The organism is Candidatus Brevundimonas phytovorans (assembly GCA_029203145.1).
Classification (GTDB): Bacteria; Pseudomonadota; Alphaproteobacteria; order Caulobacterales; family Caulobacteraceae; genus Brevundimonas; species Brevundimonas phytovorans.
Map to the genome: position 1 here is coordinate 369928 of CP119309.1, position 15914 is coordinate 385841.

A 15914-nucleotide genomic window follows, 5' to 3' on the forward strand; every position below is an offset into this window, starting at 1 on the left:
CGGAAAGTCAAACGGGCGCCCCGGGAGTTCTTGTCGCATGAGCCTTCAATCCCTCGTGAAGCCGCCCCTCGTCCCCCCTCTCGTGATGGGCATCGTCAACGTGACGCCCGACAGTTTTTCCGACGGCGGGCGGCTGGCGACGCAGGAGGCGGCGCTGGCCCATGCGATGCGGCTGATCGCTGAGGGCGCGGACGTTCTGGACATCGGCGGTGAGAGCACGCGGCCGGGGTCCGAGCCGGTCAGCGAGGATCAGGAGATCATGCGCATCCTGCCGCTGATCTCGGCGCTGCGGGCGCGCTGGGACGGGGTGATCAGCATCGACACCATGAAGCCGGGAGTGGCGCGGGCCGCCATCGAGGCTGGCGCGACGATGTGGAACGACGTGACGGCGCTGATGCATGATCCCGACAGTCTGGCGACCGCCGCCGAACTGGGCTGCGCCGTGGTGCTGATGCACATGAAGGGGGCGCCCAAGACCATGCAGGACGACCCGCGCTATGACGACGTGGTCGCCGAGGTGGTCGCCCACCTGGCGGCGCGGGCCGAGGCGGCGATGGCGGCGGGGGTGGCGCGTGACAGGATCTGGCTGGACCCCGGCATCGGCTTCGCCAAGACCACGGCGCACAACCTGGCCCTGACGGCGCGGCTGGAGGCCCTGGTCGATCTGGGCTTTCCGGTGCTCTACGCCGCCAGCCGCAAGCGGACCATTCAGGGCGTGGACGCGAGCGCGGTGGAGGCGACCGACCGGCTGGGCGGGTCGCTGGCCCTGGCGCTGGAGGGGGCGCGGCGCGGGGCCCGGATGGTGCGCGTCCATGACGTGCGCGAGACGGTTCAGGCGCTGAAACTGCAGGCGGCGGTGGCGAGCGCAGGCTGAAAGCGGTTGCCCCGATGCGGCGGCTGGGCCATGCAGCGGCCATGTCCTGGCTTCTGTCTGTCAATCCGTGGGCGGTGCTGATCGTCGCCGGTCTGTTCGAGGTCATGTGGGCCTCAGGGGTCAAGTATGTGGGCGTGCAACGGCCGCTGATCTCGCTGGGCGTGGCTGTGGCCCTCGCCGCCAGCATGGTCGGCCTGTGGGCGGCGACGCAGAAGCTGCCGGTGGGCACGGCCTATGCGGTGTGGACCGGCATCGGCGCGGTGGGCGCGGCGGCGGTCGGGATCGTGGTCTATGGCGAGCCGGCGACGGCGGTGCGGGCGGTCTGCATCCTGCTGATCGTGGCCGGCATCGTCGGGCTGAAGCTGTTTTCGGGAGCGCACTGATGGGCGAGTCCAACTTCCCTCAAGCAGTCTCCGACCGCGTCGGAGACGATAGGGACCCAAAAAAAGGAAGAGTGTTGATCCTGGCCGGGTCCGACTCCGGCGGCGGGGCGGGCATCCAGGCCGACATCAAGGCGGTGACCATGCTGGGCGGGTTCGCCGCCACGGCGATCACGGCCATCACCATTCAGAACACCCTGGGGGTTCACGGCGTCTATCCCCTGCCGCTCGACGTGATCGAGGCCCAGGCCAAGGCGGTGCTGGACGACATCGGCGCCGACGCGCTGAAGACCGGGATGCTGGGCTCGGTCGAGGTGGTCGAGGCGGTGGCCGGGCTGATCGACTATGCCGGCAATGTGCCGACGGTGGTGGACCCGGTGATGATCGCCAAGGGCGGATCGCCCCTGCTGGAGGATCGCGCGGTCGAGGCGGTGCGGCGGCTGATGGCGCCGCGCGCGGCCCTGCTGACCCCCAATGCGCCGGAGGCCGAGGCCCTGACGGGGATCGCGGTCGCTGATCTGGACGGGCAGCGCCGGGCGGGCGAGGCCCTGCTGGAGATGGGGGCGCGGGCGGTGCTGATGAAGGGCGGCCATGTGCCGGGCGAGACGGTGATCGACCTGCTGCTGACCCGCGACGGCGAGACGGTGCTGGAGAGCGAACGCATAGACACCCGCCACACCCACGGCACCGGCTGCACCCTGGCGAGCGCCTGCGCCGCCGGGATCGCCAAGGGGCTGCCCTTGCAGACGGCGGTGGCCGAGGCCTGGGCCTATGTCGCCGAGGCCATTCGCCGCGCGCCGGGCCTGGGGCAGGGGCATGGGCCGCTGGATCACGGCTGGCCGCTGCGGGGCCGCTAGCTTTTTCCTCCCCATGACATGGGGAGGTGGCGCGGCGGCGTAGCCGACGTGACGGAGGGGGCGACTCGACGATTGAGGTTTGTGTCGCCCCCTCCACCACTTCGTGGTCCCCCTCCCCATGACATGGGGAGGAAAGAGGTTGGCGGGGTTTCGGAATCGCCTTCAGACGGCGTCATGACCCTAGAGAACCGACTGATCGAGATTGTTCGCGCCGACGCAGGCCTGATGCATGTGCTGAGCGTGATGCGGGACCTGAATCTGCCGGACTGGCGGCTGTTTTCGGGGGCGGTCTATCAGGCGGTGTGGAACGCCCAGACGGGGCGAGCGACCGGCTATGGGATCAAGGACTACGACATCGGCTATTTCGACGCCGACACCTCGTGGGACGCTGAGGATGTGGTGATCAAGCGGGTGGCCGCGGCCTTTGACGAGCCGGTGCGCGAGCAGGTCGAGGTCAGGAACCAGGCGCGGGTCCACATCTGGTTCGAGGAGAAGTTCGGCGAGCCCTATGAGGCGCTGACCTGCACCGACGAGGCGCCGGCGCGGTTCGTGGCCCCGGCCTTCGCCGTGGGGGTGCGGCTGGAGAAGGATGATACGATCAGCGTGGTCGCGCCGTTCGGTCTGGCGGACGTGTTCGACCTGACCATCCGGCCCAATCCCGAGCGGGGGCTGGCCAGGGGGTGGGACAGGGTCATCGCCAATGCGCGCGGGCGCTGGCCGGAGGTCAGGGTGGTGATCTGATGTCCTTCTCCCGTTCAGGGGAGAAGGACTTCAAAAGCGAAAAGGGCGCGATCCTTGCGGATCGCGCCCCCGGCCGGGCCTCTGACAGGGAGGGGTGAGGCCCCGGTTGGCTCAGCCGTTAATGGCGACGGCCGTTGTGGTCGTTGCGCTCGTAGCGGACCTTGGCGGACAGGCTGTCGTAGCGACGGTCCAGGTCCTGACGTTCCCAGCGGGTCAGGCCGCCTTGCTGATACTGGCGCTCCAGGCGGACCAGGCTGTTCAGCTCGCTCTTCAGGCGCGAGGCCTCGCGGTTGCTGAGCTGGCGGGTGCGGACGCCCTGGTCGATGCGGCGGTCCAGGCTGTACTTGCGCTGGGTGACGGACTGCCAGCCGTTGTAGTTCTGGGCGTAGACGGGGCCGCGCGCCGGGCCGTTGTTGTGGCCATAGGACTGGGCGGCGGCGGGCAGGGCGGCCGAGGCGACGGCGACGGCCAGGGCGGGGATCAGCAGCTTCTTCATGGTCTTGCTCCTTTGGATCGTCGCAACCGGGTGGGCTGCGTTGATCCCAAAAGACCACCCGGCGGCTGAGCCGCACCTGAACGGCGCGTTTCAGACAGCGTTCATCAGCATGAGACTTTCGTCATCTTGCTGCCGGAGGGCGTTCAAGTCTCATATGGGCGACAGCGACGGAGAATCCGCGTGCGGACGTTCCTTGTCCCGGTGAACGTCGATAGACTGTCCGTTCAGCCCCTGTTCAGAGGCCCCCGTCTAGAAGACAGCCATGATGCGTATTCGAGCCCTCCTGCTGGCCGGTCTGATCGCCATCGTCCCCCTGACGGACGCGGCGGCGCAGTCGCGTGGCCGAGACCGGGATCGCGATCAGGATCGTCCTCAGGATCGTCGCGAGCAGCCCCGGAACTATCCCGGTCAGGGGCTGCGCGATGCGCCCCGCTCGGGCCCGCGCGTGGACCCCGGCGACATCGCCCGTCGCGTCCAGTCGGGGCGACCCGGCCGGATGCTGGGCGTGCAGCAGCGCGGCGGGGACTATGTGGTGCGCTGGGAGTATCCGGGCGGACGCGTGTCGGACATACAGGTTGACGGCCAGTCCGGCCGGGTTCGCGGAGACGACTGAATGCGGGTGCTGCTTGTCGAGGACGACGTCGATCTGTCGCGCCAGCTGAAGACCGCCCTGAGCGACGCCGGATACGCCGTCGACCACGCCCCCGACGGCGAGGAGGCGTGGTTCCTGGGCGACACCGAACCCTATGACGTGGTGGTGCTGGATCTGGGCCTGCCCAAGATCGACGGCGTCTCGGTGCTGGAGCGCTGGCGCCGCGAGGGCAAGACCACGCCGGTGCTGATCCTGACCGCGCGCAGCGCCTGGTCGGACAAGGTGGCGGGCTTTGACGCCGGGGCCGACGACTATCTGACCAAGCCCTTCCACACCGAAGAATTGCTGGCCCGCCTTCGCGCCCTGCTGCGCCGCTCGGCGGGGCATGCGGCGGCGACCTTGACCTGTGGTGGGCTGCGGCTGGACCCGCGCGCGGCGCGGGCGACCGTCAACGGCGAGCCGCTGCGTCTGACCAGCCTCGAATACCGGCTGCTGCACTACATGATGATGCATCAGGGCCGGGTGATCAGCCGCACCGAGCTCGTCGAGCACCTGTATGATCAGGACTTCGACCGGGATTCCAACACCATCGAGGTCTTCGTCGGTCGCCTGAGGAAGAAGATCGGTTCGGACCGGATCGAGACGGTGCGCGGCCTGGGCTATCGCCTGTCGCCGCTGGCCGGCGAGAGCGACGCGGCCTGATCGCCGGATGAGCGACGCCGGGGCGACTGAGGCGCCCGCCCAGCCTGAAAAGAAGGAATGGGGCCGCTGGTTCGGGCGGCCTGGCCGGTCGCTGACGCGACGGCTGATCTGGCTCGCCTCGGCCTGGATTCTGGTGGCCCTGGTGGTGACGGGCGTGGTGCTGACCTCGGTGTTCCAGGAATCGGCGCTGCGGCGGCTGGGCAATATGCTGGGCGACACCATCGACGAGGCGGTGGTCGCCGCCAGCATCACCCCCGAGGGGGAGGTCTTTGTCGGTGAAATCCGCGACGCGCGGACCGAACGCCTGCTGTCCGGCAAGTACTGGATGGTGGCTGAGCCGACGACGGACGGGCGTCTGCAGATTCTGGCGCGCTCGGCCTCGCTGGGGCAGGCTGATCTGGAGTATGCGCCGGATCTGGGCGCGCGGTTGCAGGCCGCCTTCGGCCAGACCATCAGCTACAACGCCGAGGACGGCCCCAAGGGCGAGCCTCTGCGCATCGCCGCCAGCATGAAGCAGTTGCCGGGGCGGACCGCGCCGGTGGTCTTCTTCGCCGGGGTGGACCGCTCCGACATCGACGCCGACACGCGCCAGTTCGCCACCGTGACCTGGGTGGCCATGCTGCTGCTGGGGGCAGGGCTGGTCTCGGCGGTCTTCATTCAGGTGCGGGTCGGCCTGCGTCCCCTGTTCGATCTGCGCGACGAGATTTCGGACGTGCGCAAGGGAAGATCGCACAGGGTCGAGGGCGTCTATCCGCTGGAAATCCAGCCCCTGGCCGAACAGGTCAACCGGCTGCTGACCCACAATCAGGAGACGGTGGAGCGTCAGCGCACCCACGTCGGCAACCTGGCCCATGCGCTGAAGACGCCGCTGGCGGTCATGCTGGCCGAGGCGGGGGCCAGCGAGGGCGTCCTGCCCGACATGGTGCGCAAGCAGACGCGGGTGATGCAGGATCAGGTGGATCACCACCTGCGCCGCGCCCGCGCCGCCGCCCGCGCCGCCCACGGTCTGGGCGAGCGGACCCCGGTGGGCGAGGTGCTGGACGAACTGGCCGTCATGCTGGAGCGGGTGTTCGAAACCAAGGGGGTCGAGATCGACTGGCGCGCGCCCGACGACCTGGCCTTCCTGGGCGAGCGTCAGGACCTGCAGGAAATTCTGGGCAACCTGATAGAGAACGCCGCCAAGTGGTGCCGGCGCCGGGTGCGGATTTCGGCCGGCGCCTCGCTGCCCGGCCAGATGGTGGTGGTGGTCGAGGACGACGGCCCCGGCCTGCCCGCCGACCAGCGCGACGCCGCCCTGAAACGCGGCGCCCGCATGGACGAGAACACGCCGGGCACGGGCCTGGGCCTGTCCATCGTCGAGGACCTGACGCGGGCTTACGGGGGCCGGGTCACGCTGGCCGACAGCGACATGGGCGGGCTGAAGGTGCTGCTGGAGCTGCCGGCGGCGGAGGGGTGAAGGGAGGCGGGATAAACGCCCGCCTACACGTTGACAAAAAGGCTCCCAGGCCAGAGGAAACATCGTCTTTTCAAGGGGGTTTCCATGGGCAATGAACTCGACGAAGTCACGGGTCCGGTCAATCGGGCGGGGCGCGACATCAATGTCATCGAGAAGCAGATTCCGGTGACGATCGGGGCGGGCTCCCTGATCTTCGAGATCGCCCTGTGGGGCGCCGTTCCCGCGATCGCCCTGGCCGGCGTCGCCCTGGGGCTGGTTCCGTTGCAGCAGGGGCTCGTCGCGGCGGCGCTGGGCGTCCTGCCCGGCCTGATCTTCCTGTTCATGAAGATCAACGCCCTGGCCTATCTGCGCAAGCTGCAGCAGAAGATTCAGGCCGACGCCTCTCAGATCGACAACTATCTGGAGCAGCGGGTCATCATCCTGAACAACGTCGTCGGTCTGCTGAACAAGGCGGTCGATCTGGACAAGGACGTGATGAAGAGCGTCACCGCCCTGCGCAGCGGCGCCTCGGCAGGCATGGACGCCCAGCGCAACGCCGCCTCGGCCGAGATGGAGAGCGTGCTGTCGCGCATCAATGTGGCGTTCGAGGCCTATCCGGACCTGAAGGCCCACGCCGCCGTCGCCGACGCCATGCAGCAGAACAGCTATCTGCAAAAGGAAATCACCGCCGCGCGCACCCTCTACAACGACACGGTGGCGATCTGGAATCAGGACATCTTCGCCTGGCCGGCCAAGCAGATCGTGGCTGCGCGCAACCGCTACACCACCCGCATCCCCTTCACGGCGACGGCTGAGACCAAGGCGGCGGCGCGGGAGACCTTCTTCTGACTGGGCTTCTGACCGCCGCCATGACGGGGGGCATGACGGGGGCCATGACCGAAGATGTCCACGAACCGCTCGACCACTATCAGGCCAATCTGAAGGAGGCCCACCGGACGCATACGGCGGCCTTTTTCGAGGACCTGGTCCGCACCTCCGGCGTCGACGAGGCGGCCAACGCCAAGACGGTTCAGGACATCCGCGATCTGGAACAGCGCGGCAAGGCCTCGGGCGCCAGCACCCGGTGGTGGAAGCTGCTGCGCATTGTGGTCTTCGTCGCGGTCGCGGCGACCCTGTTCATGGCCTATCGCCAGCATCTGGCCTGGCTGGCGGGGACGGCTGGCCTGCTGGTCGCCGTCTTCGCCAAGCTGAACCCGATCATCAAGGCCGGCGACAATCGCACCCAGGCCCTGGCCGAGGCCCGCGCCGAAATGGAGGCCCTGGCCTGGGGCCAGATGGCGGCGCTGAACCGCCTGTTCGATTGGGACATCTTCGCCAAACTGGTGGGCAAGACCTTCCCTCAGATCGAACTGGATCCCTATTTCAGCCATGCCCGCCTGACCAACCTGCGTCAGTCCTATGGCTGGAACGACGCCTTCAACAGCAGCCGGTCGGTGATGTTCGCCCATACGGGCGTGGTCAGCGGCAACCCCTTCATCCTGGCCCAGACCCTGAACCACTGGATCGGGTCAAAGACCTACAGCGGCAGCCTGACGATCCACTGGACCGAACAAGGGCGCGATGCCAACGGGCGACGGACCACCGTGTCGCGGTCCCAGACGCTGAGGGCTTCGGTCGACAAGCCCTTCCCCAGCTATGAGACCGAGTCGATTCTGATCTACGGCAACCACGCCGCGCCGGACTTGAACTTCACGCGCCAGCCTTCGTCCCTGTCGGGGCTGGACGATGGCGTCATCAACAAGTGGCGCAAGAACCAGGCGATCAAGAAGCTGGAGACCAAGGCCCGAAAGCTGTCGTCCGGCTCCGGCTTCACGCCCATGGCCAACCGCGAGTTCGACGCCCTGTTCGCCGCCGGCGACCGCGATCACGAAGTCCAGTTCCGCATGTTGTTCACCCCCCTGGCCCAGCAGGAGATGGTGAAGATCCTCAAGGACAAGACTGTCGGCTTTGGCGACAACTTCGTCTTCAGCAAGATGCAGAAGATCAACGCGGTCGAGCCCAGGCACCTTGTCGGCATGGACATCAGCGCCACGCCCGGAACGTTCCGCTTCTACGATCTGGCGGCGGCCCGCGCGCATTTCAACGACTACCACAATGGGCTGTTCAAGGCCTTCTACTTCAGCTTCGCGCCCATCCTGGCCATCCCCCTGTACCAGCAGCATCGACCGGCCGAGGACATCTATGCGGGCGTGGCCCAGGGCTCGTGTTTCTGGGAGCATGAAGCCCTCGCCAACTACATGGGCGCAGGGCGCTTCAGCCACCCCGACAGCGTCACCCGCAATGTCCTGAAGACCGCGAGCCATGGCGGCGAAGAGGGCGCCCAGAAGGTCCAGGTCACGGCCCATGGCTTCCGGGGCGTGGACCGCGTCGATCACATCCCCGTCCGCGGCGGCGACGGTTTCACCCACCAGGTGCCCGTGCAGTGGATCGAGTATATTCCGGTGGACCGCACGTCGGAAATCCTGGTGTGCGACGCGGCGCCGACCGCGACGGCGGGGCCGGATGCCGCCCCGGAGGCGGCTCCCGACACCGCGCCGCCTTGGCGCGACCACTTCACCCGGCACGGTCTTGCGCCTGAAAGCGCCGTCGCCCGCCGCTCCATCTTTGCAGCCTTGATGCAATAGGCTTCCTGCGGGGCTCCAATCCCCTGTTAACCCGAAGGGCGCACCCTCGGCGCCGTGGTCGGGATTCGGATCGGCTAGAGGAGAATGCATGGCGGACCTGTCGGTCGCGCAAAGGGCCGCCCTGGCCCAGCTGATCGCCGCTTGCCCGGATCATCTGCTGTTCCAGCTGGAAACGCTGGCGGCGGCGATGACGGGGGATCGGGCGTGGGCGCTGCGCGACATGGTCGAGGCCGAAGGGCTGGACCGCCGACGCCGGGACGCCGCCTTTGCGCCGCTGACGCCGCTGTTCCGACGACGCGAGGACGGGCTGGAGGGTCTGAGTTTTCCAGCGGGCGTGCCGGCGCGGCTGTGGCGGCTGGCCACCCGCAACGAACCTGAGCTTTTGCCGCAACTGGATCGTGACGATGAACTGTCGCGGATGGTGGCCGACCGCCTGTGCCTGAGCGCGGCCTCGGCGGTGCGGGATCAGGCCGAGGCCCTGTGGGCGGGCGCGAGCGCGGCGCAGGTGGCGGAGCTGGCCGCCTGTTTCGACATGGCGGGGTTGGCGCGGCGCAGTCTGGCCTTTCTGGAGATCTGGCTGGGACGGCCGGGACCGGAGGCGACGGCGGAGCTGAAACTGGCGTTGCGCCAGGCGGCCTCGATCGCCCCGGACGGGGCCGCGCGGTTGATGGAGATCTATTTCGCCCACCTGACGGACGCGCGGATGATGCTGCGGCTGGTGGCCCAGGCCACGCCTGCCGCCGGGCGCGAGACGGTGGTGGGCGAGAGCGAACTGGCGGTCTTTGTCGATCGGGTGGTGACGGCCCTGGCCCATCGCGCGGCGGAGGCGGCGGCGTTCGATCCGACGGCGCCGGGGGCGGATGCCGGTCTGCTGAAGGCCGATCTGGACTGGTGCGCCGAGACCCTGTCCGAGATCGACATGACCCTGCCGATGCGGGCCGACAGCGCCTGGGGCAAGGCGGTGCGGCAGGCGCGGCTGAAGATCGCGCTGAGGCTGTCGGAACTGTTCAGCGCCGCCGAGAAGGCGACGGGCAAGGTCTTGCCGGTCGAGCGCACGGCGATTGGGGGGCGGATGACGCGTCCCTCGCCGCGTCTGGACGAGGCCGTGGATGCGTCCGCGGCCGATCGGGCCAGGGCTTTGGCGGGGGTGATCGGCCTGGTGCGCGGCCCGGCGACGGTGTTCGGCTGCGAGGCGGAGCGGCGCCAGACGGCGGAAGGCCTGACCGGGCGGCTGGCGACCTGGGCCGACGAGGCCATCGAGCGGCTGAACGACGGCGAGGCCCCGGATGAGGGGATCGCGCGCAAGCGGATCGCCCTGACCGCCGAACTGCTGGGCCTGATCGGGGCCAAGGAGGCGCAGCGCACCGTGCGGCGGCGGCTGACGGTGGCGGGGGCGCCGCCCAGCCTTGTCGTGTCGACTGCGACCTCGGGAGCCTCGCGTCAGCGCGCCTGATCCGCTAGAGCGCAGGGCATGACGATCTTCTGGATCATGACGGGACTGGCTGCGGCGATGGCCGGGCTTCTGGTGCTGGCCGGCGCGCGACGCGGGGCGGATGCTGAGGCTGTGGTCGATCGCGACGCCGCCGGGCGCGAGCTGGCCGAGCTGGACCGGCTGAAAACACGCGGCCTGCTGGACGAGGCGGGCTGGGCCGCGGCGCGGGCCGAGGCGGGACGGCGGCTGCTGGCCGCGCGCCGGGATGCGCGCACGCCGGTCGCGGGATCGAAGGACCGCGTCTGGGTTCTGGGCGGGATCGGCCTGACGGCGGCGACGACGCTGGCGCTTTATCTGGGGCTGGCCGCGCCGGGGATGCCGGATCAGGCCTATGAGACGCGGGTGCGCGACTGGGCGGCCTCGCCCGAGACCCTGGAGCCGGCCCAGGCGGCGGCGGTGATCGGCCGCATCGTCAAGGATCGACCCGACGACCATCGCGCCCTGACCATGCTGGGCGCGGCCCGGTTCGAGGCGGGCGACGCGATCGGCGCGGCCTCGGCCTTCCGCCGGGCGCTGGCGATCCAGCCCGACGACGCCCAGAGCTGGGCGCGGCTGGGCGAGAGCCTGGTGCGGGCCAACGAGGGCGCGGTCGGCGGCGACGCCGAGGCGGCCTTTGTCGAGGCGCTGAAGCATGACCCGGATCAGCTCGGCGCGCGCTACTTCCTCGGCGAAGCGGCGCTGAAGCGCGGCGACAAGGCCGGGGCGGCGCAGGCCTGGGGGCCGCTGATCGCGGCGCTGGAGCCGAACGATCCGCGCCGGGCCGACCTGCAAACAAGACTGGGCGGGGCTGGATGAGCCTGCGCTGCAACCCTTCTGTGATGTCCTGACATGAGCTGGCTTCCCAAATCGCCCAAGGCGCGGCGTCGCCTGTGGATCGTGGCCGCGGCGGCGCCGGTGCTGGCCCTGGCGGTCGGCCTGTCGCTGTGGGCCATGAAGGACAATGTCACCTATTTCTTCTCGCCGTCCGAGGCGACCGAGGCGGCGGCTCCGGCGGGCCGGGTGATCCGTCTGGGCGGACTGGTCGAGGCCGGCAGCGTGGTCAAGGGCGCGGACGGGACGGTGGTCTTCGTCGTCACCGACAATGTGGGGACATCGAAGGTCAGCTATCACGGCGACCTGCCCGACCTGTTCCGCGAGGGGCAGGGGATCGTGGCCCAGGGGACGTTCCGCCCCGACCGGACCTTTGAGGCCAGTCAGGTGCTGGCCAAGCACGACGAGACCTATATGCCGCGCGAAGTCGCCGATCGTCTGAAGGAAAAGGGCGAGTGGCGTCCCGAGACGGGCGAAGCGCCGCCCGCAGCTCAATCCGCAACCGCGAGCCGCAGCCTGTGATCGTCGAACTGGGGGCGTTTGCGCTGATCCTGGCGCTGGTTCTGGCCGGGCTGACGACGGTGCTGGCGACAGCCGGGCGCTTGAGGCTCAGCCCGGTGCTGGCGGGCGCGGGCGGCGGGGCCTTGATCGCCTCGGCGCTGGCCACAGCGCTGGCCTTTGCGGCCCTGATCTACGCCTTCGCGGTGTCGGACTTCTCGGTGTCGAACGTGGCCATGAACAGCCACACCGACAAGCCCATGCTCTACAAGGTGGCCGCCGCCTGGGGCAGCCACGAGGGCTCGCTGGTGCTGTGGTGCCTGGTCATGACCGGCTTCGGCGGGGCGCTGGCGCTGGCGCGCGGCCTGCCGTTCGGGCTGAAGACCTCGAGCGTGGCGGTGCAGGGCGCGCTGTCGACCATGTTCCTAGCCTTCGCCGTCTTTACGTCGAACCCGTTCGCACGTCTGGACCCCGCCCCGGTGCAGGGGGCGTCGCTGAACCCGCTGTTGCAGGACCCGGCGCTCGCCTTCCATCCGCCGCTGCTCTACGCGGGCTATGTCGGGTTTTCGGTCTGTTTCTCGCTGGCGGTCGCCGCCCTGATCGAGAAGCGGGTTGATCCGGCCTGGGGGCGCTGGGTGCGGCCGTGGGCGCTGGCGTCCTGGGCCTTTCTGACGGTCGGCATCCTGCTGGGCTCTTTCTGGGCCTATTATGAACTGGGCTGGGGCGGCTGGTGGTTCTGGGACCCGGTCGAGAACGCCAGCTTCATGCCGTGGCTGGCGGGGGCGGCATTGCTGCACTCAGCCATCGTCACCGAGCGGCGCGGGGCGCTGGCGGGGTGGACGGTCTTCCTGGCCATCCTGGCCTTCACCTTCTCCATGCTGGGGGCGTTTCTGGTACGCTCGGGCGTTTTGACCAGCGTTCACGCCTTCGCCGTCGATCCTGAGCGCGGGATGATGCTGCTGGCCATTCTGGGCGTGGCGGCGGGCGCGGCCTTTATCCTGTTTGCCTTCAGGGCGCCGGCGATCCGGTCGGGCGCGGCATTCGCGCCGATCAGCCGCGAAGGCGCGCTGGTGCTGAACAACCTCTTCCTGACGGCGGCGGCGGCGACGGTGCTGCTGGGCACCCTCTATCCGCTGATCCTCGAGGGGATTTCGGGGGCGACCATTTCGGTGGGGCCGCCCTATTTCGCCGCGACCTTCGTGCCCCTGCTGCTGGTGGCCTGTCTGATCCTGCCCGCCGGGCCTCTGCTGGCGTGGAAGCGCGGCGACCTGAAGGGGGCCTTGCAGCGGCTGTGGCTGGCGGCGGGTCTGGCGGTCGTGGCGGCCTTTGCGGCCTTTATGCTGTTCGAGCCCAAGAAGGCGCTGGCGGCGGCGGGACTGGGCGTGGGGGCCTGGCTGATTTTGGGCGCGCTGGCCGAGGTGGCGACGCGGACCAAGGCGTTTCGCGCGCCGCTGGCTGAGACCCTGCGTCGCGCTAAGGGGCTGCCGCTGGGGGCCTGGGGCATGACCCTGGCCCATGCGGGGCTGGGCGTCTTCATCCTGGGGGCCGTGGTCGAGACCAGCTTCAAGGCCGAGGCGGCCGCCGCTGTGCCTCTGGGCGGCGTGGTCTCGTCGGGGCCGTGGAAGGTGAGGCTGGACGCGGTCGAGGTGATCGAGGGCCCCAACTATCTGGCCGAGCAGGGACGTTTCACCGTGGCGCCGGTCGAGGGCGGGGCGGTCGAGCGCACCGTCACCGCCGAGCGCCGCTTCTTCCCGGCGGGCGGGCAGACGACGACCGAGGTCGGTCTCGACTTCCGCGGGCTGGACGACGTCTATGTGGTCATGGGCGAGCGGGCGGCGACCGAGAACAATGCGCAGGCCTGGACGGTGCGGGTCTATTACAATCCGTGGGCGCGGCTGATCTTCCTCGGCCCGGCGATCATGGCCCTGGGCGGGATGCTGTCCTTGCTGGACCGACGGCTGCGCGTCGGGGCGAGCTCACGCAAGAAGACTGCGGAGGTTAAAGCGTGAGGCGGCTGGCGTCCCTGACGGCGGCGCTGGCTCTCGCGGCGGGCGCGGCGATGGCGGAGCCGCCCCCGGCGCCGGACCGGCCTCTGCCGGATGCGGCCCAGGAGGCGCGGGCGCGGGCCCTGTTCGGCGACATCCGCTGCGTCGTCTGCCAGCACGAATCCATCGCCGACAGCCCGGCGGGGATCGCGGCCGATATGCGCCGTCTGGTCCGCGAGGAGATCGCGTCGGGCAAGAGCGATCAGGCGGTGCGTCAGGATCTGGTGCGGCGTTATGGCGACTACATCCTGTTCCAGCCGCCGGTGCGGGCGGGGACCTGGCTGCTGTGGTTCGGGCCGTTCGCCCTGGTGCTGGGCGCAGGGGCGGTCTTCGTCTGGCGGGCGCGTCGGCGTCGGGTCGAGGTTCAGCCTCTGACGGCGGACGAGGAACGGGCGTTGGCGGCGCTGACAGACCAGCCTGGCGACGCCGAGCGCTGAGTTCGGTCCCGTCTCATTTCCCGCTCATCCCGGCGGACGCCGGGATCCAGTCCTTTGGGGACAGGCTGAACATCAACTCCGGTGCGCGCGGTTCTCACTGGATCCCGGCGTCCGCCGGGATGAGCGGGGAGGGGCGTCTCTCCAAAATGACAGGCTTCGCCGCGATCCTGACGCACCTGCGCCTCACGGCGAACGCGGATCAGGGACAACCATCGCGAGGGCGTGCATTGGCTTAGGCTGAAACCCCCTATATCCATGGGCGAACGGAGCTTTTGGAGCTCCAGTTTTCAGGACTGCAAGGACGACGATGCTGAAACGCAAGGAGTTCATTCTGGGGGCGGCCGTCGGCCTGTCCTTCGCCGCTGTCGCGACGGCGGGCGGGGTCATCACCTGGCCCGGCGCCCATGCGGCGCCCGCCGCCGCTCAGGCCGGACGGCTGGTTCCCTCGGCCGGAGCTGCGGGCTTGGCCTTTGCGCCGCCGCAGGGCGCGCCGCTCAGCTTCGCCGACATCTTCCAGCAGGTGGCGCCCGCCGTGGTGCAGATCGACGTCAAGACGCGGGTCCAGCGTCCGGCTGGCGTGTTGCAGATCCCCGGCTTCGGCGCCGTGCCCATCCCTGGGGCGCCGCGCGGCGGCGGTTCGGGCGAGGGCGAGGACGACAACTCGACCACGGCGCTCGGCGCCGGTTCAGGCTTCCTGATCTCGGCCGACGGCTTCATCGTCACCAACAACCATGTCGTTGAGAACGCCGAGGAGATCAAGGTCAGGCTGAGCGACGGTCGCGAGCTGACCGCGCGCCTGATCGGGCGCGACCCCCTGACCGATCTGGCGGTGATCAAGGTCGAGGGCTCGACCTTCCCCTTCGTCTCGTTCGAGGACAAGGCCGAGCCGCGCGTCGGCGACTGGGTCATTGCGGTGGGCAACCCCTTCGGTCTGGGCGGCACCGCCACGGCGGGCATCGTCTCGGCCAAGGCGCGCGACATCGGCGGCAACGAGAACCCCTATACCGACTTCATCCAGATCGACGCGGCCATCAACCGGGGCAACTCGGGCGGGCCGACCTTTGACATCTATGGCCGGGTCATCGGCGTGAACACGGCCATCTTCTCGCCCACGGGCGGGTCGGTGGGCATCGGCTTCGCCATTCCGGCAGGCATCGCCAAGGAGACGACGGATCGTCTGATGCGCGGCGAGAAGATCGAGCGCGGCTATCTGGGCGTGACGATCGGCAATCTGACCAACGAATACCGTGAAAGCCTGGGCCTGCCCGAGGGCACCAAGGGCGCCTACATCACCGATGTGACCCCCGGCGCGCCGGGCGAACAGGGCGGTCTGCAGGCGGGCGACGTGGTGGTCAGCCTGAACGGACGCCCCATCGAGGGCAGCAATGAGCTGACGCGCGCCGTGGGCGCGGTGAAGCCGGGCGAGACCCTGAGGCTGGAACTGCTGCGCGAGGGCCGTCGCCAGACGATCACCGTGCGCGCGGGCGCTCGCCCCGCCAATCTCGGCGCGGCGGAGGCCGAGGGCGGCGACGAGGCGGCCCCGGACGCCCCCGCCGCCGCCATCGGTGAAAAGGTCGAGGGCCTGACCGTGGCCCCGCTCAACGCCGCCCTGCGCAGCCGCTACGAACTGGCGGACACGGTGCGCGGCGTGGTCGTGACCGCCGTGGAGGCCCGCTCCGAGGCCGGACGCCTGCGCTTCCAACCCGGCATGGTGATCGTGCAGGCCAACGGCCGCAACGTGGCGACCGTCAAGGATCTGCGCGACGCGGTCGAGGCCGCGCGCACGGCGCGGCGTCCTGGCGTCCTGCTGCTGGTGCGGACGTCGGGCGGCAACGCGCCGATCGTCCTGCCCTTCGCCAAGTCTGAATAAGGCGTAACTCACGGGATCGGCGGCGATGCGCTAACATCGC

16 protein-coding genes are annotated in these 15914 nt (G+C 69.5%); 15 read left to right on the forward strand and 1 reads right to left on the reverse strand.

The window, feature by feature from the left end:
- Positions 1–37 precede the first annotated feature (37 nt).
- The 4 genes from folP (at position 38) to P0Y52_01815 (ending at position 2852) form a co-directional block, all read left to right on the forward strand.
- The gene (gene folP, locus P0Y52_01800; protein WEK58297.1) at positions 38–874 is read left to right on the forward strand and encodes a dihydropteroate synthase; all 837 of its coding nucleotides are present in this window, start codon (positions 38–40) and stop codon (positions 872–874) included.
- Positions 875–915: 41 nt separating this feature from the next.
- The gene (locus P0Y52_01805; GenBank protein WEK58298.1) at positions 916–1257 is read left to right on the forward strand and encodes a multidrug efflux SMR transporter; all 342 of its coding nucleotides are present in this window, start codon (positions 916–918) and stop codon (positions 1255–1257) included.
- 71 nt (positions 1258–1328) lie between these two features.
- The gene (gene thiD / locus P0Y52_01810) at positions 1329–2111 is read left to right on the forward strand and encodes a bifunctional hydroxymethylpyrimidine kinase/phosphomethylpyrimidine kinase (GenBank protein WEK58299.1); all 783 of its coding nucleotides are present in this window, start codon (positions 1329–1331) and stop codon (positions 2109–2111) included.
- 174 nt (positions 2112–2285) lie between these two features.
- On the forward strand, positions 2286–2852 hold the full coding sequence (locus P0Y52_01815) for a nucleotidyltransferase family protein (protein WEK58300.1): 567 nt from the start codon (positions 2286–2288) through the stop codon (positions 2850–2852).
- A 118-nt stretch (positions 2853–2970) separates the two neighbouring features.
- Here P0Y52_01815 and P0Y52_01820 read toward each other — a convergent pair whose 3' ends face one another.
- Positions 2971–3348 (reverse strand): hypothetical protein, encoded by a 378-nt coding sequence (locus P0Y52_01820; GenBank protein WEK58301.1) that lies wholly within the window; start codon positions 3346–3348, stop codon positions 2971–2973.
- A gap of 262 nt (positions 3349–3610) precedes the next feature.
- Between P0Y52_01820 and P0Y52_01825 the strand changes: the two genes are divergently transcribed.
- The 11 genes from P0Y52_01825 (at position 3611) to P0Y52_01875 (ending at position 15874) form a co-directional block, all read left to right on the forward strand.
- Complete coding sequence (locus P0Y52_01825; GenBank protein WEK58302.1) at positions 3611–3961, forward strand: hypothetical protein; 351 nt, start codon at positions 3611–3613, stop codon at positions 3959–3961.
- Positions 3962–4642, forward strand: coding sequence for a response regulator transcription factor (locus P0Y52_01830; GenBank protein ID WEK58303.1), 681 nt, complete (start codon positions 3962–3964; stop codon positions 4640–4642). It abuts the gene before it with no gap.
- A 7-nt stretch (positions 4643–4649) separates the two neighbouring features.
- Positions 4650–6098: a sensor histidine kinase gene (locus tag P0Y52_01835; GenBank protein WEK58304.1), complete on the forward strand. Its 1449-nt coding sequence runs from the start codon at positions 4650–4652 to the stop codon at positions 6096–6098.
- An 84-nt stretch (positions 6099–6182) separates the two neighbouring features.
- Positions 6183–6926, forward strand: a complete 744-nt coding sequence (locus P0Y52_01840) for a LemA family protein (GenBank protein ID WEK58305.1) — start codon at positions 6183–6185, stop codon at positions 6924–6926.
- Between the two features lie 44 nt (positions 6927–6970).
- Positions 6971–8722, forward strand: a complete 1752-nt coding sequence (locus P0Y52_01845) for a hypothetical protein (protein ID WEK58306.1) — start codon at positions 6971–6973, stop codon at positions 8720–8722.
- An 88-nt stretch (positions 8723–8810) separates the two neighbouring features.
- A complete protein-coding gene (locus P0Y52_01850) occupies positions 8811–10175 on the forward strand; it encodes a hypothetical protein (GenBank protein WEK58307.1) in 1365 nt (454 codons plus the stop codon).
- Positions 10176–10193: 18 nt separating this feature from the next.
- Positions 10194–11009 (forward strand): c-type cytochrome biogenesis protein CcmI, encoded by an 816-nt coding sequence (gene ccmI, locus P0Y52_01855; protein ID WEK58308.1) that lies wholly within the window; start codon positions 10194–10196, stop codon positions 11007–11009.
- A 33-nt stretch (positions 11010–11042) separates the two neighbouring features.
- Complete coding sequence (gene ccmE, locus P0Y52_01860; protein ID WEK58309.1) at positions 11043–11546, forward strand: cytochrome c maturation protein CcmE; 504 nt, start codon at positions 11043–11045, stop codon at positions 11544–11546.
- Complete coding sequence (locus P0Y52_01865) at positions 11543–13531, forward strand: heme lyase CcmF/NrfE family subunit (GenBank protein ID WEK59425.1); 1989 nt, start codon at positions 11543–11545, stop codon at positions 13529–13531. The genes ccmE and P0Y52_01865 overlap by 4 nt, the downstream gene beginning before the upstream one ends.
- On the forward strand, positions 13528–14004 hold the full coding sequence (locus P0Y52_01870; GenBank protein WEK58310.1) for a cytochrome c-type biogenesis protein CcmH: 477 nt from the start codon (positions 13528–13530) through the stop codon (positions 14002–14004). Before P0Y52_01865 ends, P0Y52_01870 begins: the two co-directional genes overlap by 4 nt.
- A 307-nt stretch (positions 14005–14311) precedes the next feature.
- Positions 14312–15874 (forward strand): Do family serine endopeptidase, encoded by a 1563-nt coding sequence (locus P0Y52_01875; GenBank protein ID WEK58311.1) that lies wholly within the window; start codon positions 14312–14314, stop codon positions 15872–15874.
- Positions 15875–15914: the final 40 nt, after the last annotated feature.